Origin of the sequence: Dendrosporobacter quercicolus, from assembly GCF_900104455.1 — a bacterium.
GTDB classification, from domain to species: Bacteria; Bacillota; Negativicutes; order DSM-1736; family Dendrosporobacteraceae; genus Dendrosporobacter; species Dendrosporobacter quercicolus.
In genome coordinates, this window is sequence record NZ_FNHB01000001.1 from 214779 (window position 1) to 233999 (window position 19221).

The 19221-nt window shown below is 47.7% G+C and carries 23 protein-coding genes; 21 read left to right on the forward strand and 2 right to left on the reverse strand.

The genetic code is table 11. The annotated features are described in order from the left end of the window. The first annotated feature begins 1 nt into the window (after position 1). From spoIIAB to BLR06_RS00970, 11 genes are all read left to right on the forward strand, one after another. Entirely contained in the window at positions 2–436 is a 435-nt protein-coding gene (gene spoIIAB, locus BLR06_RS00925; protein ID WP_092067377.1) for an anti-sigma F factor, read from the forward strand. Positions 437–449: 13 nt separating this feature from the next. Further along, a complete protein-coding gene (gene sigF, locus BLR06_RS00930) occupies positions 450–1181 on the forward strand; it encodes an RNA polymerase sporulation sigma factor SigF (protein ID WP_092067379.1) in 732 nt (243 codons plus the stop codon). 104 nt (positions 1182–1285) lie between these two features. Beyond that, positions 1286–1444 carry a hypothetical protein gene (locus tag BLR06_RS19380; RefSeq protein ID WP_173812514.1) on the forward strand — a complete coding sequence of 53 codons (159 nt, stop codon included), beginning with the start codon at positions 1286–1288 and terminating at the stop codon, positions 1442–1444. 106 nt (positions 1445–1550) lie between these two features. Further along, positions 1551–1748: a dodecin family protein gene (locus tag BLR06_RS00935; RefSeq protein ID WP_092067381.1), complete on the forward strand. Its 198-nt coding sequence runs from the start codon at positions 1551–1553 to the stop codon at positions 1746–1748. 525 nt (positions 1749–2273) lie between these two features. Continuing rightward, positions 2274–2732 carry a stage V sporulation protein AC gene (gene spoVAC, locus BLR06_RS00940; RefSeq protein WP_092067383.1) on the forward strand — a complete coding sequence of 153 codons (459 nt, stop codon included), beginning with the start codon at positions 2274–2276 and terminating at the stop codon, positions 2730–2732. Positions 2733–2755: 23 nt separating this feature from the next. Next, complete coding sequence (gene spoVAD / locus BLR06_RS00945; RefSeq protein WP_245697976.1) at positions 2756–3763, forward strand: stage V sporulation protein AD; 1008 nt, start codon at positions 2756–2758, stop codon at positions 3761–3763. Positions 3764–3779: 16 nt separating this feature from the next. Further along, positions 3780–4133 carry a stage V sporulation protein AE gene (gene spoVAE / locus BLR06_RS00950; RefSeq protein ID WP_340148008.1) on the forward strand — a complete coding sequence of 118 codons (354 nt, stop codon included), beginning with the start codon at positions 3780–3782 and terminating at the stop codon, positions 4131–4133. An 8-nt stretch (positions 4134–4141) separates the two neighbouring features. Further along, positions 4142–4531, forward strand: coding sequence for a zinc metalloprotease (locus tag BLR06_RS00955; protein WP_245697977.1), 390 nt, complete (start codon positions 4142–4144; stop codon positions 4529–4531). Positions 4532–4543: 12 nt separating this feature from the next. Beyond that, the gene (locus BLR06_RS00960; RefSeq protein ID WP_092067388.1) at positions 4544–5224 is read left to right on the forward strand and encodes a hypothetical protein; all 681 of its coding nucleotides are present in this window, start codon (positions 4544–4546) and stop codon (positions 5222–5224) included. Positions 5225–5234: 10 nt separating this feature from the next. After that, positions 5235–5819, forward strand: coding sequence for a stage V sporulation protein SpoVABEA (gene spoVAEA / locus BLR06_RS00965; RefSeq protein WP_092069740.1), 585 nt, complete (start codon positions 5235–5237; stop codon positions 5817–5819). Then, positions 5812–7305, forward strand: coding sequence for a spore germination protein (locus BLR06_RS00970; RefSeq protein ID WP_092067390.1), 1494 nt, complete (start codon positions 5812–5814; stop codon positions 7303–7305). The genes spoVAEA and BLR06_RS00970 overlap by 8 nt, the downstream gene beginning before the upstream one ends. A 105-nt stretch (positions 7306–7410) precedes the next feature. Here the strand turns inward: BLR06_RS00970 and BLR06_RS00975 are convergent, their stop codons facing one another. Further along, positions 7411–8157: a DUF4363 family protein gene (locus BLR06_RS00975; RefSeq protein ID WP_092067392.1), complete on the reverse strand. Its 747-nt coding sequence runs from the start codon at positions 8155–8157 to the stop codon at positions 7411–7413. A gap of 234 nt (positions 8158–8391) precedes the next feature. Between BLR06_RS00975 and lysA the strand changes: the two genes are divergently transcribed. From lysA to BLR06_RS01020, 10 genes are all read left to right on the forward strand, one after another. Next, positions 8392–9726 carry a diaminopimelate decarboxylase gene (gene lysA, locus BLR06_RS00980; RefSeq protein WP_245697979.1) on the forward strand — a complete coding sequence of 445 codons (1335 nt, stop codon included), beginning with the start codon at positions 8392–8394 and terminating at the stop codon, positions 9724–9726. 597 nt (positions 9727–10323) lie between these two features. Then, a complete protein-coding gene (locus BLR06_RS00985) occupies positions 10324–10944 on the forward strand; it encodes a site-2 protease family protein (RefSeq protein WP_092067396.1) in 621 nt (206 codons plus the stop codon). 15 nt (positions 10945–10959) lie between these two features. After that, positions 10960–11946 carry a tryptophan--tRNA ligase gene (trpS, locus tag BLR06_RS00990; protein WP_092067398.1) on the forward strand — a complete coding sequence of 329 codons (987 nt, stop codon included), beginning with the start codon at positions 10960–10962 and terminating at the stop codon, positions 11944–11946. Position 11947: 1 nt separating this feature from the next. Next, positions 11948–12682, forward strand: a complete 735-nt coding sequence (locus tag BLR06_RS00995; RefSeq protein ID WP_092067400.1) for a segregation and condensation protein A — start codon at positions 11948–11950, stop codon at positions 12680–12682. After that, on the forward strand, positions 12669–13199 hold the full coding sequence (gene scpB / locus BLR06_RS01000; protein ID WP_092067402.1) for an SMC-Scp complex subunit ScpB: 531 nt from the start codon (positions 12669–12671) through the stop codon (positions 13197–13199). The genes BLR06_RS00995 and scpB overlap by 14 nt, the downstream gene beginning before the upstream one ends. A 102-nt stretch (positions 13200–13301) precedes the next feature. Then, the gene (locus tag BLR06_RS01005; protein ID WP_173812516.1) at positions 13302–13976 is read left to right on the forward strand and encodes a DUF2953 domain-containing protein; all 675 of its coding nucleotides are present in this window, start codon (positions 13302–13304) and stop codon (positions 13974–13976) included. Next, positions 13969–14409: a GerW family sporulation protein gene (gene ytfJ, locus BLR06_RS01010; protein ID WP_092067406.1), complete on the forward strand. Its 441-nt coding sequence runs from the start codon at positions 13969–13971 to the stop codon at positions 14407–14409. The genes BLR06_RS01005 and ytfJ overlap by 8 nt, the downstream gene beginning before the upstream one ends. 114 nt (positions 14410–14523) lie before the next feature. After that, positions 14524–14646, forward strand: coding sequence for a hypothetical protein (locus BLR06_RS20160; RefSeq protein WP_255319463.1), 123 nt, complete (start codon positions 14524–14526; stop codon positions 14644–14646). 593 nt (positions 14647–15239) lie between these two features. Continuing rightward, a complete protein-coding gene (gene adhE / locus BLR06_RS01015) occupies positions 15240–17837 on the forward strand; it encodes a bifunctional acetaldehyde-CoA/alcohol dehydrogenase (RefSeq protein WP_092067408.1) in 2598 nt (865 codons plus the stop codon). Positions 17838–18019: 182 nt separating this feature from the next. Next, positions 18020–18595 carry an ATP-dependent Clp protease proteolytic subunit gene (locus tag BLR06_RS01020; protein ID WP_092067410.1) on the forward strand — a complete coding sequence of 192 codons (576 nt, stop codon included), beginning with the start codon at positions 18020–18022 and terminating at the stop codon, positions 18593–18595. Between the two features lie 366 nt (positions 18596–18961). On the opposite strand, the gene BLR06_RS01025 is transcribed toward BLR06_RS01020, so the two are convergent. Beyond that, positions 18962–19150: a rubrerythrin family protein gene (locus BLR06_RS01025; RefSeq protein ID WP_092067412.1), complete on the reverse strand. Its 189-nt coding sequence runs from the start codon at positions 19148–19150 to the stop codon at positions 18962–18964. Positions 19151–19221: the final 71 nt, after the last annotated feature.

The window sequence follows — 19221 nt, forward strand, 5'->3', positions numbered from 1 at the left end:
TATGGCAATCAGAAATCAGGTAAAGATGTCTTTGCAAAGTTTAAGTGAAAATGTTGGTATTGCCAGAGTGACCGCCGCAGCTTTTGCGGCTCAACTTGATTTAACCTTAAACGAAATTGAGGAAATTAAGGTGGCGGTATCTGAGGCAATATCAAATTCGGTTATCCACGCCTATGGTAATGAGGACAACGGCATTATTGAATTTGTCATGAATCTTTATGATGAAAAAATTGAATATATTATTCGTGATTATGGAACGGGAATTGCCGATATTCATCTGGCCCGCCAGCCTTCTTATTCCAGTGATCCGGAACGAATGGGCCTGGGATTTGTATTCATGGAGTCCTTCATGGATGAATTGGATGTTAGTTCTGAACCTGATCAGGGCACAATAGTAAAAATGGCGAAAAAATTTCAGCCTGGCGCTGCACACTAGGTGGTATATGACCATGCTTGGAGATGAAGAATTAAGAGAACTGGTAACAAAAGCGCAGGCGGGCGATCAGCAGGCCAAGGAAGTTATTCTTAAACGGAATTTAAATCTGGTAAGAAGCATAGTGCACCGTTTTACCAACAGAGGTTATGAATGGGATGATTTATTTCAGATTGGCTGCATTGGCTTAATTAAGGCAATTGAGCGGTTTGACCTGAGTTTTAGCGTAAAGTTTTCAACTTATGCCGTGCCGATGATCATCGGCGAAATTCGCCGGTTTATGCGTGACGACAATCCGATTAAAGTCAGCAGACCGGTCAAGGAACTGGCCTATAAGGTTCATAAGACGCAGGAGAAGCTTCACGGGACTTTGGGACGGGAGCCGACCATCGGGGAGATATCTAAAGAACTGGCGCTGGCGCCGCAGGAAATAGTCTCTGCCTTGGAAGCCATGCAGCCGCCGGCTTCGCTTTACGATCAGGCTTTTCATGACAGCGGAGATCAGGTTCTATTGCTTGATCAGATTAAATGTAACGACGGACAGGATAATGCCTATTTTGAAAAACTGGCCCTGAAAGAGATCTTATCAAGGCTGCCGTTAAAAGAGCGAACGGTAATCACTCTGCGGTTTTTTGAAGATAAAACCCAGTCGGAGATTGCTCAGATTATCGGATTGTCCCAAGTTCAGGTTTCCAGGATTGAGAAAGCCGCTCTCAAATTAATTAAGCAATTTTTACAGACCTCTTAGTACGGGGTCTATTTTTTTGCCTGGTTTGGGAATACTAGTACTGTGCGTTATTTAAAACCTTTGCTTTTAGGGGTGACGTACGGTACTAAGCGCGAGGTGACGATATGAGGCGGAAATTAACCTTAATGATTATTATGCTTTGCCTGGCAGTAACCGGCAGCACGATGGCCTGGCTGTATTTTGGCTATGAATTTCCCAAGAAATCCCCGGTGCGGGCTAAGCAGGTTCATTATATTGACACAAGTTCCGGCTTCCGGATTTAAACGCCAGGACGGCATTCGTACCGTGAAGTACCAGGACCTTTAGTATAATTATTTCATTTTTTCGCAAACTAACTATGAATTTGCTAAATATAAGGAGGAGTTAAGGATGGTTGTAAAAGTGATTGAGCTTGTGGGAACTTCGCGCCACAATTGGACTGATGCAGTTGACAATGCCGTCACCGAAGCGGCAAAAACCCTTGATGATATTATGGGGGTAGAAGTGACGAACTTTACCGCCAATATTGACAATGGACGTATTGCCGAATATAAGGCCGATGTGAAAGTAGCATTTCACGTTCATTAAATTTTAGTATCCGCATTATACCCTGTTGGATTGAACTTTGCAAGACTGTCAGTCCAACAGGGTTTTTTGTATGGTAAGAGAAAAGCAGTCATCCGGCTAAGTCACAAGTGAAAGGAATTAGCTGGCTAATAACACCTATTTCTTAGGCTTGGATTCTTCTTTCTGCTCCTTGGCGTCTTTGGTCTTTCTGGCTTTTTGGAGACTTTTGAACTGATCGTACGTTTTACCGCCCATGGACGTTTACCCTCCTTGATAAAAATTTTATTGCATACTATTTAGCTAGTGTGCCTAATAATGATAGAACTATGATTGGGGATAGTTGCCTATTGTCAGCCAAGAAGTTTTTATAAAAAAAGTCTACTGAATTACTCAGGAGATTTGCTATATATTATTCTTTTTACGTTGTTGTAAATGCTGCTAAATATTCGGGGAATTGTTATTTATTCACTTATTTAATGCACTAACCGGGCGGTTGGTGCATTAAATCTGTCAAGCCGGGGAAAAAATATAGCTGGAGGTGAAAAAATGCCAGGTAATGACGTAAAGCAGGACAAGGAGCAGCAAGAATTTGAACAACGGGTCAATAAAATAATGCCTAAACCGCCGCTGTTAAAAAATGTGCTTTGGGCTTTTGTTGTTGGCGGGCTTATTTGTGTGGTGGGCCAGGTTGTTCAGGATTATTTTGTTTCCCTGGGTATGCCTAAGAAAGAAGCGGCAGGGCCTACGTCGGCGGTAATGATCTTTTTAGGGGCATTTTTTACCGGTTTGGGAATCTATGATGAGTTAGGGAAAAGAGCGGGGGCCGGCTCGGCCGTTCCCATTACCGGTTTTGCAAATTCAATTGTAGCTCCGGCGATGGAGTTTAAGCGCGAAGGGTATATATTTGGCATTGGCGCCAAGATGTTTGTTATTGCCGGGCCGGTATTGGTGTACGGAATGCTGACTTCCTTCATCATCGGCTTGATTTACTGGTGGCGTCAATGAATTGAGTGATTGAAAGGAGCACGATGATGCAGAAAAAACAAGGTAAGCAAAGTATTGTTTTTGCTTGTCCACCGGTGATTACAAGTACTGCTAATATCGGCGGTCCAATGGAGGGACAGGGTCTGCTGGGGGATTATTTTGATCACCTGATGGAAGACAATTTAAACAACTTAAGCAGTTGGGAAAAATGCGAGTCGTATATGCTGGAGCGGGTCATAAAAACAGCGATTGAGAAGGAAAATAACGAACTGTCGGCAATTGAATGTGTCTTTGCCGGTGATTTACTTAATCAGCTGATGAGTACGCATTTTGCTTTAAGGGCCTTGTCCCGCCCGTTTTTAGGGTTATACGGAGCCTGCTCAACGATGGCTCTCAGTATGCTGGCCGGAGCAATGGCGGTGGACGGCGGTTTTTTTCAAAAAGTAGCCGGAGCTGCATCCAGCCATCATGACGCTGCCGAGCGCCAGTATCGCTTTCCCACTGAACTGGGCGTGCAGCGGCCGCCGATTGCTCAATGGACGGTTACCGGCGCCGGGGCGGCCATTCTGTCGGCAACCGGGAACGGTCCAGGGATAACTGCGGCAACGGTTGGTAAAATCGTGGATTTGGGGATTAAAGATACCAACTCCCTGGGGCCGGCAATGGCTCCTGCCGCTGCGGATACGTTATGGCAGCATATTCAGGATACCGGTCGGCAGCCGGCTTACTATGATATGATTTTTACCGGTGACCTGGGCAGCGTTGGTAAAGCTCTGGTGATTGAGGTGATGCGGGAAAAGGGTCTGGATATTGCGGACAACTTTGAGGACTGCGGTTGCATGATTTACCGTGAAGAGCAGGATGCGCATGCCGGAGCAAGCGGCTGCGCCAGCTCGGCTGTAGTATTCTGCGGCTATATTTATCAAATGTTATTGCAGCGTAAATGGCGCAAAATTTTACTTATTGGCACCGGTAGCCTGCATAGTCCGACGTCTTATCAGCAGAAAGAATCAATACCTTGTATTGCCCATGCGGTAGCGGTGGAAATGTGAACTAGGAGGAATAAACGTGGCAGCATATCTTATGGCATTTCTAATTGGCGGGCTGATTTGCGTTATTGGTCAGTTTTTAATGGATTTAACGCCACTTACGCCAGCCCACATATTGGTGCTCTTTGTCGTACTGGGGGCGGTGTTAAGCGGTTTTGGGCTGTACCAGCCGCTGATCGATATGGCTGGAGCCGGAGCCAGCGTTCCTTTGACCGGGTTTGGCCATGCTTTGGTTACCGGCACCATTGAAGATGTTGACAAGCACGGTTTCTGGGGAATATTCAGCGGCGGCTTACGGGCTTCAGCGACCGGTGTAATGGCTGCGGTAATTTTTGGTTTTACCATGTCGGTATTGTTTAATCCTAAAGGATAGAGAGGTGTATGATGGTTAGCATTGACCTGATCGGCCTGGCGGTAACACTGAGCATCATCGGTTTAAGATATCCGCCGTATGCTTTGGCGGCGGCAGCCATCCATGAGTTTGGCCGTCTGGCAATGACTGTTTTTCTCAGTGAACAGGTGGAAGCGGTGGTTGCCGCCGGTGCTTTCAGCACGACCACAGTAAGCGATACCGATCTGATTACCGCTGCTTTGATTGCCTTTGGCGGGCCACTGGCAAACTTTATTATTGGGGCTACTTCCGGCGGGTTATTGTCAGAACGCACAGAGCACGTTATCGACCCGCGGTCCACGCTGCGTAATCCCTTTGCAGTGGTGAATTTTCGTTTGGCGTTGTTTTCTTGTTTATTTAATATCGGGCAATTTTGGTGAGAAGGTGAGAGTATGAACAGACGTTTGCAGCGAAGAAAATTTCATTTGCGGGAACAGGGCTGCGCCCCGGATGATCAGCATTTGGCCCCAAAAGACCGGCAGCAGGAGGAAAATGAGAAAGCTTGCCAAAACCTTTCAGCCGATGATGACAGTGAGGCCGGCGCAGAGCTGACCATCATGAACCAGTCAAACGAAATTGTCAGCATGTTGCAAAGGATTAACAATCAATTGGAAAAAATGCAGCAGTCCGAAAGCCGCAATGATCAAACCAACCAGGCAGGAGGCGGCCAGCAAGCCGGCTCCGGGAACGGCGATAATAGCCAGCAGCAAAACTCTGCCCCGCAAGGGCAGCAGGGGACGGCGCCTGCCGTCGACCGTCAGATGACCCGGGAGTTAGAAGCAATGCTTAGTCAGCTGCTGCAAAGCAATGATAATGATCTACAGTCGTCGGCAACCCAGCCTAACCCCAATTCAGCAAGTAGCAATCAAGCCGGCGAAAGCAGCCCAAATAAACAGCCGAACTCAAAGCTGGCGCAAACGGCTGCACAGGTTTTGGCCAAGGCGCAGTATGAGTTGGCAAATGAACTGGAAGCAAGTCTAAAAAAACTTAAACAGGTCATTAGCGAGAGCGAAAAAATTGCTAATAGAATTAGTAATTTACTGGGTGAAGAAAATAGTTCAAATAAATCATGAGGTGATGATTTTGCCGGATAAAGTAAGGGTTATCCTAGTAACTGACGGTGACCGGGTAGCCCAACAGGCGGTTGAAGATATTGCAACTTCTCTGGGCCTTAGATGTATATCGGCTTCAGCAGGCAACCCCACGCCGATTAGTGGTGAAGAAATCATCAAACTATTGAAAGAAGTTCACCATGATCCGGTATTGGTCATGTTCGACGACCGGGGACGCCGGGATAAAGGCAAGGGAGAGGCTGCTCTCGAATATGTGGCGAGTCATCCCGATATAACGGTGCTGGGTGCGGTGGCAGTAGCTTCCAATACGACCGGAATAAGGGGGGTGCCGGTGGATGCCTGCATTGCCTGCAGCGGGGATGTCGTCGATGTACCTGTTGATAAACGCGGCGGGATGAGAAATGGCAATGAAGAAGACAAGCCGGTGATTAAAGGCGATACGGTCGATGTATTAAATAATGTTGAGATTCCGGTAATCATCGGTGTTGGCGATATTGGCAAAATGAATAAGGCTGATGATATCCACCTTGGGGCTCCGGTAACCCGCCGGGCAATTGAAGAGATATTGAAACGGAGTGGCGTTAGTTATGGATGAAGATCGTAAAGTAGCCAAAGATATTGATGTCAATATTAATTATTTGAAAGATTCGTTGGGTGTAGGCGAAAGTTTTGATATTGTTTTTCGCGAATATAAAATCGGGAGAAAGCGGGCGGCGTCTTTCTCGATCAACGGTATGACGAATGATGTGCTGCTGACCAATGTTTTTCAGGACATGCTGACTTTGAATCCTGATGAGCTGTCGATGAATACGCTGCAAAAAGTATTTTATACCAGAGCAACGCACTCCCAGGTCAAGATGCTGGATAATCTGCAGGATGCGCAAAACAGTGTGTTATCAGGCGAAATGCTGTTTTTTATTGACGGCGAAACTCAGGTCATTGTTTTTGATGCCAGGGCCTATCCTGCGAGAATGCCGTCCGAATCTAATATTGAAAAAGTTACCCGGGGCTCCCGCGATTCTTTTGTGGAAACAATGCCGTTTAATACCGCTTTGATCAGGCGCAGGCTGCGGGACCCTAATCTGCGGTTCGAGATTGTCAAGATTGGCGTTAGATCACAGGCTGATGTGGCGATTGCCTATATCAAAGATATCACTAATCCTGATTTGGTGAAAACAATCAAGCAGCGCTTGAACGCCATTGAGATTGACGGCGTGCCAATGGCCGAGAAGGCCATTGAAGAGTATATCGCCGGCGGCAGTAAGTGGAATATCCTGCCGAAAGTACGCTATACGGAGCGGCCTGATGTTGCCGCTGTTCATCTGCTGGAAGGCCATATTTGCCTGATTGTTGATACTTCGCCCAATATTATGATTCTGCCGACAACAATTTGGCATCATGTGCAGCATGTGGAGGAATTTCATCAAAATGTAGTTGTGGGATCGTTTATGAGGCTGGTGAGGTTGATTGGCATTGTGTTTTCCCTGTTGCTCCCGCCATTATGGCTTGCTTTGGTTTTGCAGCGGCATGTTCTGCCCGAGTCGCTCGCCTTTTTAGGTCCGCGCGATCCTGGAATCATTCCCATTGGATTTCAGTTTTTGCTGGCGGAACTGGGCCTGGAGCTGGTCCGCATGGCGACGGTGCATGTACCTTCAGCTCAATCGACGGCATTAGGCTTTATCGGCGCTTTTATGCTGGGCGAATTTGCAACCAAGGTAGGACTGTTTGGCAATGAGACGATTTTCTATGTTGCGGTTGCAGCAGTGGGGGCTTTCGCAACCCCAAGCATGGAATTTGCGATGGCGACGAGGGTATTCAGAGTACTGCTGATATTGGTGGTAATGTTCTTTAAGATCCCGGGGCTTTTCATCGGCCTGCTGGCTATACTGATTCTGATGGCGACCACAAAATCCTTCGGTGTGCCGTACCTGTGGCCGGCGGTGCCTTTTAACTACAGCGCGTTAAAAGATGTGCTGTTCAGGCTGCCTATCCCCAGCAAAACATTACGGCCGTCTGTGTTGAAGCCACAGGATACAGACAGGGTTGAAACCGATCAGGAGGACAGCGGGAAAAAATCATGAAACCGTCTTTCCGGCAAAACGGCTGCGTTTGTATGATTAATCAATACAAACGCAGCCGTTGCTTAACTAAATGCAATTTGCGATTAACGACAGTTCGCGCGATGGTCAGTGGCCGTGAAAGAAGTCGCGAATCCGTCCCAAGCTTTCATTGAGGTTGGCCAGGTTTTCTTCAAACGCCCCCTGGTTTTCGGCATTTACGGCATCCTTAATCTGGGTGACATTGGAATGGGCAATGGTAAGCTGGTCGAGAATACCGATTTGCTCCATTGCCGGTTTTACCTGATTCCAGGTGTTTTCCAGCTCTTGTACTTTAGCGGCGGCTTTGCCCCAGTCTTTATCCTCGACATAGAAGCTGACATTGCGTACGGAATTGCCTACAGAGATAATATCGGCGAGCGGCGAAAGCTTATAAGATTTTGCGACATCGCTCACTGAGCTCATAAACTGGTTAAGATTTTCGTAAGAGTTAGTCAGTTTCCGGTCGGCGATTGAGCCGGACAGTTTGCTTAATGCTTCATCCGCTTCTTTTACGCCTTTCTTTTCCCCAACCAGTGGTTTAGCTTGTTCCCAGATTGTCTGAAGATTGTCGAGCCCGGTTTGCGCCTGCGGCCAGATATCTTTGGTTAAGCCTTCAAAAATCACTCCGGCGGTTGCTTCTAAGTCATATAACTGACTGGGAGGAGACCAGAAGCGTTGGGTAACCGGCGGGTTATCTTTACTCTCCGGCGGTTTTCCCGCAGGTCCTATTTCAGGTTTTTTAGCAGGCTCTAACATGTTGCAGCCACTGAACAGTACGGCCAGCACCAGAACCGGCACGACGAAAAAAACTAATTTCTTATTTTGTTTAGACAATAAAATCTCCTCCTTTTATTGATAGCTTTCGCGCTAAGTGCTCCGTTTATTCGAAGTCTTTTACTTTAGACGGTATTGACAGTTAATTACTGTTTATAATAAACTATAAAGTAAGGAATCGAATTCTTTTGTCCATAACGGTTGTGAGAGTGTGCTCGCAGCCGTTTATTGTTTACCTGGTACCGCAGTTAAGAGGAAAACTGTACCAGGCAGAGGAAACTTCGAAAGGGGCAGATGATGAAACTATACGGGTCAATGAAAAGCAATCCCGCCGGTCATTTGGAAATAGGCGGTTGTGATGCCGTTACGCTTGCCGCAGAATTTGGCACACCATTATACGTGATGGATGAAGAGCAAATTCGCGCTAACTGCCGGGCGTATGTTCATTCGTTCGCCAGGCATTATCCCAATTCCGAGGTTGTTTACGCCAGCAAGGTTTTCAGCACTGTGGCCATGTGCCGGCTGGCGGAGGAAGAAAACATGGGACTGGATGTTGTATCGGGCGGTGAATTATATACCGCGCTTCAGGCCGGGTTCCCGGCTGACCGCATCTATTTCCACGGCAATAATAAAACTGCCCCGGAGCTGTTGATGGCCATTGACGCCAAAGTAGGGCGGATTGTTGTTGATAATCTGCATGAGCTGGAATTGCTGAATGAACTGGCGGCGGCGCGCAAAACGGCGGTCAGTATTATGCTGAGGGTTTCTCCCGGTATTGATGCTCATACCCACCATTATATTAAGACCGGCATGATTGATTCAAAGTTTGGCTTGGCTATTGCCAACGGTCAGGCCCTGGCCGCAGTCCGGGCGGCTTTAGCCAGGGAAAATCTTGCTGTTCACGGATTTCATTGCCACATTGGTTCACAGATATTTGATTTAAAATCTTATACTGAAGCCGCTGAAAGCATGATGTCGTTTGTTCGTGAAGCAAGCGTGCAGACCGGATTTATCGCAAAAGAGCTGAATTTGGGCGGCGGATTAGGGATTTTCTATACGGAAGGCGATACACCGCAGCCGATTGAACGTTTCGTGCAGGAAATTGTCAAAGCCGTAACTGTCGCGGCCGGCCGCTATGATTTGCCGCGGCCCAAAATTATTGTGGAACCGGGCCGTTCCATTGTGGGAGAAGCCGGCGTTACATTGTATACTGTCGGCTCTATCAAGGAAATTCCCGGTGTTCGCAAATATGTGGCGGTAGACGGCGGTATGACGGATAACCCGCGTCCGGCGTTATATCAGGCCCAATATGAGGCCGCATTAGCCAATAAGATCAATCATGTTTCTGTGCAAACGGTTTCTATTGCGGGGAAATGCTGCGAATCGGGCGATATGTTAATCTGGGATATTGAGCTGCCGGTGGTGGAGCCGGGCGATATTCTGGTAGTAGCGGCTACCGGTGCGTATAACTATTCAATGGCCAGTAATTATAACCGCAACCTGCGTCCGGCGGTTGTGTTTGTGCAAAACGGCAAAGCCGACTTGATCGTAAGGCGGGAAACCTACGAGGCAATCATTCAAAACGACGTGCTGCCCGAGAGAATGCGCAAACTGCCGGCCCAGTATTAGTACTGCACAAACCCTGAAATCTGCAGCTGCTGACGGATGATTTTCCGTAATACTGCATTGCCGTCAAGTGGCATACGCTGGGTAGGCCTCCTTCGCCTTGTCTTATGAAAATCATCGCGCCATTCACTTGCAGTTTCAAGTTGGTGCAGTGCTAGGCTTGATTGCAGAATCAAGCTTTTTTGCTTGTGCAATTGCTTTTCAGGATTTTTCTAGTATAATTTTACTAGTACCTTGTCAGCCTTACAACGGTAGAATAATGGCGAGCTATTTTTCGCAAGACAAGGCGGAGAAGGAAGGCATACCGGGCGTATGCCGACTGACGATAAAGAAAACACGGTTTATACCGAGCGTAGCGAAGGCAAAAACCGATGTTGCCCTTATGCCGTTACGGCCAACGCAGCAATGCGAAAAAAGATACGCTGTCTAAGCTAAGATTTAAATTTGTCAAGACGCTAGCACCGTGCGTCGCTTGAATTTTGCGATTAGTATGCGAGGATTTTTTGAGAGCTGGTGCGCCGGGCTTAAGGAGCAAGACTTGCGAATCGATTGGCAATGTGTAACAATGGTATAGACAAATTACGGGGAAGGTGATAGTAAATGTTTGGCTTTGATCAGGATATGATTTTTCGTATTCCCGCGTTGTTGATAGCCTTAACGGTTCATGAATATGCTCATGCCCGGGCTGCGGTGTGGCTGGGCGATCCGACGCCCCGTTTTGAGGGCCGGCTGACGCTCAATCCTATTGCCCATTTGGACCCGCTGGGATTGATTATGCTGTGGCTGTTTAAATTTGGCTGGGCCAAGCCGGTGAATGTAAATCCGGCAAATTTTAAAGACTGGCGTAAAGGGATGATTATGGTTTCCTTTGCCGGCCCGGCCTCCAATATAATTATGGCCGTCATTGCCGCAATCGTGATTACGCTGCTGGCTAAGCTGCATATTCTGACCGGCTGGGTGGCAGCCATATTACAGCTGACTTATACCTATAATGTTATTTTGGCCATTTTTAACCTTATACCGATACCGCCGCTGGATGGATCGAAAATTGTGGCCAGCTTATTGCCTGGGCGCATTGCCTATCAGTATGAGAGTATTGGCCGGTACGGGCCGTTTATTCTTATCGGTTTGATTTATCTGGGCGTCATTGGCGCAATTATGTATCCATTGCAGTTCATCCTGTCGGTGATGATCAACACAATTGTCAATGTTATTTTTTAGCTGGAGGAGATTGTCATGAGTAAAGGGCGCATTTTTAGCGGAATGCAGCCTTCCGGTAAATTTCATCTGGGAAATTATTTGGGAGCGCTTGAAAACTGGGTTCGCCTGCAAAACGATTACGAATGTTTTTTTAGTATTGTCGATTTGCACGCGTTAACTTCGAAATTTGAAGATACCGGCTCTTTGCCGGAAAATATTCATCATATGGCGCTGGATTGGCTGAGCGCCGGGCTTGATCCCGAACGAAACATTATTTTTATTCAGTCCCAGGTCAAGGAGCATCATGAGCTGCATTTGCTGTTGTCCATGATGACGCCGCTATCCTGGCTGGAACGGGTGCCCACCTATAAGGATAAATTGCAGCAGCTTGGCGCCCAGGGGAAAGATATTAACACCTACGGTTTTCTCGGTTATCCGGTACTTATGACTGCTGATATCGTTTTATATAAGGCGGATACCGTACCGGTGGGCGAAGACCAGATACCGCATCTGGAACTGGCCCGGGAAATTGTAAGGCGGTTTAATCATTTGTACAGGCCCGTTTTTCCTGAACCACTGGCGCAATTAAGCAAAGCGCCGCTGTTGCCGGGGATTGACGGACGCAAAATGAGCAAATCGTACGGCAATGAAATACCATACGCGGCAAGTCCTGACGAAATACGGGGGCGGGTTCGGTTAATCGTGACCGACCCGCAGCGGGTGAAAAAGTCTGATCCGGGCAACCCGGCGGTCTGTACAGCCTATAAATTCCACGAAATTTTCAATGCAAGCCAACTCGACGCTATTAACGCCGGCTGCCGGCAGGCGAATATCGGCTGTGTAGACTGTAAAAAGAACCTGGCGGAGCAAATGGTCGTTCACCTGGCGGATATCCATGTCCGCCGGGATAAGTATGCCGCCAACCCGGCCCGGGTAAAAGAAATTTTGTTCTATGGCGCTGAGCGGGCTCGCAAGGTTGCCGCCGCGACAATGGAGGAAGTGCGGCAAGCCATGCATTTGTGACATGTCTGATTATAAGATCAAACTGGAAATATTTGAGGGACCGGTCGCCTTATTGATGCATTTGATCGAAAAAAACCAACTTGATATTTACGATATACCAATTGCCGTGATTACTGAACAATATTTGGACTACCTTAAGACCCTGGCCGAATTTAATATTGAAGTGGCCAGCGAATTTGTGGTTATGGCTGCGACTTTATTGCAGATCAAATCGCGGATGCTACTGCCGCGTCCCGCGCCTGCCAGCGAGCCTGAGGATGGTGAATGCGATCCCCGCCAGGAATTGGTGGACAGGCTTATCGAGTACCGGAAATTTAAGCAATTGAGCGAATTACTGGCTGATATGGCTGAACAGCGTTCTCGTTTTGTTACCCGTCTGCCGCAGGAGTTTACCGCTAAACGGTTATTGCCGGAAGGCCTGAGTATTGATCAATTGCTGTTGGCATTTGCCGCCGTATGGGAGAGTGCGATTGATGATTACGCACTGGTATCCCGCGAAGAGATCAGTGTGCAGGATAAACTGCAGGATATTATGCAGTTGCTCTACCGGCATAAAGGACAGCTGGAGTTCGGCGCTATTTTGACCCGCGGGGGTACGCGCACCGAGGCTGTTGCCGCATTCTTGGCCTTGTTGGAGTTAATTAAGCTAAACCGGATTACCATCCGGCAAGAACAGAGCTTTGCGCCAATTTATATTATGTTAAGGGAGAGTGACGGGGCAAATGTCTGGTGTTGAACTACAAGGGCAGATCGAGGCGTTGCTGTTTGCGAGCGGAGACCCATTGCCGGCAGTTAAGCTGGCTGACATTTTGGCTGTGCCGGCCGACAAAGTGATTGCACTAATTGCTGAAATGGCGACAGCCATGGAGGCGTCTGACCGTGGTTTAACCATAGTTGAAGTTGCCGGTGGTTATCAATTGTGCACAAAACCTCAGTTAATCAATACGGTTGAACAATTGGCCGGCGTCCATGAAAGCAGGTTGTCGGCGGCGGCCATGGAGACGCTGGCCATTGTCGCTTTCCGTCAGCCGGTGACCAGACTGGAAATTGAAACTCTGCGGGGCGTTAAGGCCGACCGGGCGGTTGCGACCTTAATGGAGCGCGGCCTTATCCGGGAAGTGGGACGCAAAGAGGCGCTGGGCCGGCCAATCCTGTATGGTACCACCGACGAATTTCTCAAGTGTTTTGGTTTAAAGCATTTAGAGGAATTACCCAATTTGACAGAGTTTGAGTTTCCCGGGCAGTCCTGTTAAAGGCTGCTTTTTTTATAGGAATAGAATAAATTTACGGATTAGGCTAAGACTAATTCTAACAATAGAACTGTCGGATGTTGGGCCGCTCAAAGGTGGATGAACATGATTGACTGGCTGATGGTTGCTGTCACCGGGGTTGGCGTGGCTTATGTAATTAGCAGGATAAGTATTTATATCCATGTACAGCTTTTTCGCAGCAGCAATGACGATTTTGTCATGGTGGACGTTTATTTGCCGCACGGCGTGCATTTATATAACATGAAGGTACCGATCCTTGAGCTGGTTACCCGCAACAATATTCCCTGGCTGGAGTCGGAAGTTGAGACAAAGCAGGGAGAAACAGAGACGGACAGCGGGCGTGAACAGCGTTTTATCAAGGGCTTGGTTCAGATCTTCGTTTACCAGCCGCGCAAGCTGCGTCGCCTGCTCAGGGTTTATCGCTATTACCGGCGGATGTACCGCCGGTTTATGCATCGGGTGATAGAGACCGTCTGTTGTGAAAAATTCTATTGGACGACATCTTTTGGTTCTGACGACGCGGCGGTAACGGCGGTACTCAACGGCCTGTTATGGTCAGCCAAAGCAATGATCCTGACTTTTTTGCAGAAACGGACGAATTTTACGGCCAAGCCTGTCGTTAAAGTCCAGCCGTTGTTCGGCCAGCAGAAAATTGAAATAGAGTTCCGGTGCATATTCAGTCTAAAACTTGGCAATCTTATAAATGCGTTAAAGAGTGTTGTTTATTCTAAAGCTAAGGGGGTACGGAGTAATGTCTGAGCATCCGATTCAGGGCTTGATGAAGACGGCAATGGCCAGCATTAAGGATATGGTTGATGTAAATACAATTGTCGGTGATGCTGTTGAAACACCTGATGGCACCGTAATTATTCCGATTTCGCGGGTAACTTTTGGATTTGCAGCCGGTGGCGGAGATTATGACCCGGAGGAAACTGCCGCCGAACAGGTCGCCAATTCCTTTGGCGGCGGCAGTGGTGCAGGCGTCAGTGTCCGGCCGGTAGGTTTTTTGGTTTGTTCGCCGGCAAACGGGGTGCGGTTTATGCCGGTAGAGGGTAATGTCATGTACGACCGCCTGCTTGATCTTGTGCCGCAAACCCTGGCTAAAATTCAGGAAATGATGAAAGGCAAAGAGCCTGATGAGCAGCTGAGTGGGCTTGCTGAAACCGCTGAAACCAGCCAGCTTCATTCGTAACAATACATCGCAGCCGCCCGGTTCGAGGTAATATTTGGCCCCATTGTAACCAAAGCTGAGGTTTGAACATAGGATACCGTGCATCACAACTATAACCTCAAGGGAGGAATAATAATGGGCTTTGGTGGTTTTGGCGGCTGCGGCGGCGGACGAGGTGGAAATTGGTGGATTATCATCATCATAATTATCCTGTTGGCGTTTTTCTGCAGCAATGATGACTTTACCTCCGACTGCTGACAAAAGCATGCCGTGACTTTCTAAAGGGCGCTTTCTGAAGCGCGCCTAGCAAGGCTGTTGCAAAACAGCCTCTAAAAAAGAGGAAATGCCGGTACCGCGAGGTATGGGCATTTCCTCTTTTGTTGTATAAGGCAGCAGCTTTATCCGGCCTTGTTCAGTTAGCTTCGGGCAGGTAGGCGTCCATTTGGTGCAGCTTAATCTTACTTCACTTCGCACTGAGAACGGCAAATCAGTGCGGCTTTTTATCGTCAGGAGGAAGAGGATTGCAGCGTTTAATCGACCGGTTGAATTGGGGAAAAACGCTTATTGTCGCCTGAATTTCAGTTTCTTGCTTTTTAAGGCTTTGATTTTCTCGCGGTAGGCGGCAAAGTTTAAGAGGGGTTAAAGCCATAGAATTCAAGCATTGATGCACTCCCTACGGACAATAAGTCGAGTTTGGGAAAGTATTTTTTAATTAAATAAATTTTTTTGTTTCTAATTTTTAGAATTTTTGCTATAATTAAGACGATAAGTAAAATATTCCATTAAATTGGATGATTTTACTATGCTATATTCGAGCCCACAATATTATAATCGAGGGGGTATATTCATTTATGAAAGTGACTAACGCTGAAGAATTGTTGGAAAGTTTAAGGGGGCTAAGAGAGGCTCAGAAAGAATTCAGCACATTTACGCAAGCCCAGGTTGATGAAATTTTCCGGCAGGCTGCTCTGGCGGCCAATGACGCGAGAATTGAGCTGGCCAAAATGGCGGTCGAGGAAAGCGGCATGGGAATTGTTGAGGACAAAGTAATCAAGAATCATTTTGCCTCAGAGTTTCTTTATAACAAATTCAAAGATGAGAAAACCTGTGATGTGATTGAACGCGACACTTCCTTCGGACTAGCCAAGGTGGCGGAGCCGCTGGGGGTTATTGCAGCGGTTATCCCGACCACCAATCCCACCTCAACCGCAATCTTTAAGTCGCTGATTGCCCTTAAGACCAGAAACGGCATTATCTTTTCCCCTCATCCCCGCGCGAAACAGTGCACAATAGCCGCCGCTAAAGTGGTGCTGGATGCGGCTGTAAAAGCCGGTGCACCCAAAGGAATTATTGGCTGGATTGATGAACCTTCGATTGAACTGACGAATATTGTGATGAAAGAATGTGACGTTATTCTGGCCACCGGCGGGCCGGGCATGGTGCAGGCCGCCTATTCGTCCGGTAAACCGGCCATCGGCGTCGGGCCTGGCAATTCACCGGCCATCATTGATGATACCGCTGATATTCAGATGGCTGTCAGTTCGCTGTTGCTGTCAAAAACCTTTGATAATGGCATGATCTGCGCGTCTGAACAATCCATCGTTGTCATGGATAAGGTTTACAATGCCGTAAAGGCGGAATTGGAAGCCCGGGGAGCATACATCCTTAAAAAGGACGAAGTACCCAAGGTCGGCTCGGTCATTTTGAAAAACGGCCGCCTGAATGCCGAGATTGTCGGGCAAAGTGCGCATACGATCGCCGGGCTGGCCGGGGTAACCGTGCCGGAAAAGGCCAAGGTGCTGATCGGCGAGGTGGAATCGGTAGAGCTGGAAGAGCCGTTCTCGCATGAAAAGCTGTCGCCGGTGCTGGGGATGTACAGGGCCAGTACATTTGACGAGGCTGTGACGAAAGCGGCAAGACTGGTGGAATTAGGCGGCTATGGGCACACGTCCATCCTTTATACCAATCCTGATCTTTCCAAGGACCGGATTGAAAAAATGAGCACAGCACTGAAAACCTGCCGTATTCTCATTAATATGCCTTCCTCTCAAGGAGCAATCGGTGATATCTATAACTTTAAGCTGGAACCATCGCTCACGCTGGGTTGCGGTTCGTGGGGCGGAAATTCAGTGTCGACAAACGTTGGTCCCCGCCATTTGCTCAATGTTAAGAGTGTAGCCGAGAGGAGAGAAAATATGCTTTGGTTCAGGGTACCGGAAAAGATTTACTTTAAATATGGCTGCATTCCCGTTGCTTTAAGGGAACTTAAAGTACTGGGTAAGAAGAAAGTTTTTATCGTCACTGATGAAGTGTTGTATGGGCTGGGCTTCCTAACGAAAATTGAAGAACTTCTCAAAGGCATGGACATTGATTATAAGGTGTTCAGCGATGTACAGCCTGATCCCACTCTGGCGACAGCCCGTAAAGGCGCTGCGGAAATGCTGTCCTATAAGCCGGATACCATCATTTCGGTGGGCGGCGGTTCAGCGATGGATGCGGCGAAAATCATGTGGGTTCTGTACGAGCATCCTGAATCGCGGTTTGAAGACCTGGCTTTGCGCTTTATGGATATCAGAAAGAGAATCTACACTTTCCCGACCATGGGGCAAAAAGCAATGATGATTGCCATACCGACCTCATCAGGCACCGGTTCCGAGGTAACGCCGTTTACGGTTATCACTGATGAAACCACCGGCAATAAGTATCCGCTGGCCGATTATGCAGTGACTCCGAATATGGCGATCATTGACGCTGAAATGATGATGAAAATGCCGAAAGGCCTGACGGCAGCTTCCGGCGTGGATGCTTTGACACACGCCCTGGAAGCCAGAGTTTCAGGCATGGCCACAGAGTATACCAACGGTATATGTATGGAAGCAATTAAACTTATTTTTAAATATCTGCCGATTGCTTACAATGAAGGCCAAACGAATGTTGAAGCCAGAGAGAAGATGGCTCACGCGTCTACTATGGCCGGCATGGCTTTCGCCAACGCTTTCCTGGGCGTATGTCACTCCATGGCCCATAAGCTTGGCGCGCAGCATCATGTCCCGCACGGGGTTGCCAATGCCTTACTGATTAATCAGACAATCCGGTTTAATGCTCAGGACAATCCGGTGAAACAAATGACCTTCCCGCAATACAAATATCCAAACGCCAGAGCAGCTTATGCTGAAATAGCCGATGGTCTGGGGCTTGGCGGAAGAAATGCCGATGAGAAAGTTGAGCGTCTAATCAAGGCAATTGATGAGCTGAAAGAAAAAATCAATCTGCCGAAAACGATTAAAGAGGCTAAAGTAACCGAAAAAAGCTTTTATGCAACGCTTGATCAAATGTCGGAACGGGCGTTTGATGACCAATGCACCGGACCAAATCCGAGATATCCGCTTATTAGCGAAATCAAGCAGATGTATATCAATGCATTTGAAGGCACTGAAGTTAAAGTATAACCAACATAAAAAGCGCCGGCTTCCGCCGGTGCTTTTTATTGCTTAAAACCGGATGTAATACTTGTTGCAAGGGGATAAGTATGATACTATATTTACATGGTTAAAAAAGGGAATTGAGGTTTTTTTCGCTGCAAGGCACTTTATTGCAGCGGGACATAAGCGTTGAAAAGGGGAATGGATGCATGGAGTATCAGGAAGAGCACGGCCGCCATGGTCGCTGGCAGGAAAAATTATTAAAGACCAGGTCGTTGATTATTGCGGGAGAAATTACCCAGGCGTTAACGGAAAAGGTAACGGCTCAGCTGTTATTATTGCAGGAGATGGGCGATGCGCCTATTAAGCTGTTTATCAACAGTCAGGGCGGGCATGTGGAAGCAGGCGACACCATCCACGACGTAATCAAGTTCGTTAAGCCGCGGGTAATTGCCATTGGTACGGGCTGGGTAGCCAGCGCCGGTATTACCATCTATCTTGCCGCCGATAAACAAGACCGCTATTCGCTGCCGAATACCCGGTATATGATTCACCAGCCGTTGGGCGGCGTGCGCGGCCAGGCGGCGGACATTAAAATCGAGGCCGACGAAATTGTTAAAATGCGCAGCAGAATTAACAAGTTAATCAGCGCCGGCACCGGTCAGCCTTTGGAGAAGGTCGAAAAAGATACGCAAAGAAATTATTGGCTGGATGCTGAAGAAGCTAAAGGGTATGGCATTGTGAATAAAATTATTACCCAGTACAGTGAACTGGACAATTTATAAGACTGCCTGATCAGCAGCTGGGCAAAAAGGCTGTCACAGTAAGACCGCCCGCAAGCAATCCAAAGACAGACGGCAATCGGCAGAGCAGCCGGAAGCCGTATTCAACCAAGAACAGGTCCCTCGTTTGCTTTTGCAAACGAGGGACCTGTTCTTGGTTGTTATGTTCACAAACCGACTAAGGCTGCTTTTTTTCTCAACCGCTTTTTTGCTCATATTTCTTCAAGAAGGCGTGTCGCCGTGCTTTTTTCTAAAAACCGTTCGGCGATACGCCTTCTAACTCTGGCTATTTAACTGATTAGCCGAAATAATTCTGGTTGGGGTTTAAGTTTTGTACATTTTACGTTTGTTTTTTACATATAGATGGTACTAGCTTAGTTTGGCAAGCTGATCTTTAATTTGCGTAGCGTGCAAAGCTTCGGCTTCAGCAAAATGGCGGTACATTTTGGAAACATCGGCATTGTTAATTTGTTCGGCAAATGTCTGATAGTCGCGAACCAATTCCTGTTTTTGCGTTAACGTTGTCCGCAATGAAGTTTTTATATCCAATACTTCCATAGCGTAAATCACCTCCTTATCGCTAACTTTATCCGGAGACTAACCTGTCTGAGAACGCCTCTGAGCGGCTG

Bases quoted from the DNA above. Each gene is read 5' to 3' on its own strand.
- spoIIAB (WP_092067377.1), top strand. From the start codon at position 2: ATGGCAATCAGAAATCAGGTAAAGATGTCTTTGCAAAGTTTAAGTGAA.
- sigF (WP_092067379.1), top strand. From the start codon at position 450: ATGCTTGGAGATGAAGAATTAAGAGAACTGGTAACAAAAGCGCAGGCG.
- BLR06_RS19380 (WP_173812514.1), top strand. From the start codon at position 1,286: ATGAGGCGGAAATTAACCTTAATGATTATTATGCTTTGCCTGGCAGTA.
- BLR06_RS00935 (WP_092067381.1), top strand. From the start codon at position 1,551: ATGGTTGTAAAAGTGATTGAGCTTGTGGGAACTTCGCGCCACAATTGG.
- spoVAC (WP_092067383.1), top strand. From the start codon at position 2,274: ATGCCAGGTAATGACGTAAAGCAGGACAAGGAGCAGCAAGAATTTGAA.
- spoVAD (WP_245697976.1), top strand. From the start codon at position 2,756: ATGATGCAGAAAAAACAAGGTAAGCAAAGTATTGTTTTTGCTTGTCCA.
- BLR06_RS00955 (WP_245697977.1), top strand. From the start codon at position 4,142: ATGATGGTTAGCATTGACCTGATCGGCCTGGCGGTAACACTGAGCATC.
- BLR06_RS00960 (WP_092067388.1), top strand. From the start codon at position 4,544: ATGAACAGACGTTTGCAGCGAAGAAAATTTCATTTGCGGGAACAGGGC.
- BLR06_RS00970 (WP_092067390.1), top strand. From the start codon at position 5,812: ATGGATGAAGATCGTAAAGTAGCCAAAGATATTGATGTCAATATTAAT.
- lysA (WP_245697979.1), top strand. From the start codon at position 8,392: ATGATGAAACTATACGGGTCAATGAAAAGCAATCCCGCCGGTCATTTG.
- BLR06_RS00985 (WP_092067396.1), top strand. From the start codon at position 10,324: ATGTTTGGCTTTGATCAGGATATGATTTTTCGTATTCCCGCGTTGTTG.
- trpS (WP_092067398.1), top strand. From the start codon at position 10,960: ATGAGTAAAGGGCGCATTTTTAGCGGAATGCAGCCTTCCGGTAAATTT.
- BLR06_RS00995 (WP_092067400.1), top strand. From the start codon at position 11,948: ATGTCTGATTATAAGATCAAACTGGAAATATTTGAGGGACCGGTCGCC.
- scpB (WP_092067402.1), top strand. From the start codon at position 12,669: ATGTCTGGTGTTGAACTACAAGGGCAGATCGAGGCGTTGCTGTTTGCG.
- BLR06_RS01005 (WP_173812516.1), top strand. From the start codon at position 13,302: ATGATTGACTGGCTGATGGTTGCTGTCACCGGGGTTGGCGTGGCTTAT.
- ytfJ (WP_092067406.1), top strand. From the start codon at position 13,969: ATGTCTGAGCATCCGATTCAGGGCTTGATGAAGACGGCAATGGCCAGC.
- BLR06_RS20160 (WP_255319463.1), top strand. From the start codon at position 14,524: ATGGGCTTTGGTGGTTTTGGCGGCTGCGGCGGCGGACGAGGTGGAAAT.
- adhE (WP_092067408.1), top strand. From the start codon at position 15,240: ATGAAAGTGACTAACGCTGAAGAATTGTTGGAAAGTTTAAGGGGGCTA.
- BLR06_RS01020 (WP_092067410.1), top strand. From the start codon at position 18,020: ATGGAGTATCAGGAAGAGCACGGCCGCCATGGTCGCTGGCAGGAAAAA.
- BLR06_RS01025 (WP_092067412.1), bottom strand. From the start codon at position 19,150: ATGGAAGTATTGGATATAAAAACTTCATTGCGGACAACGTTAACGCAA.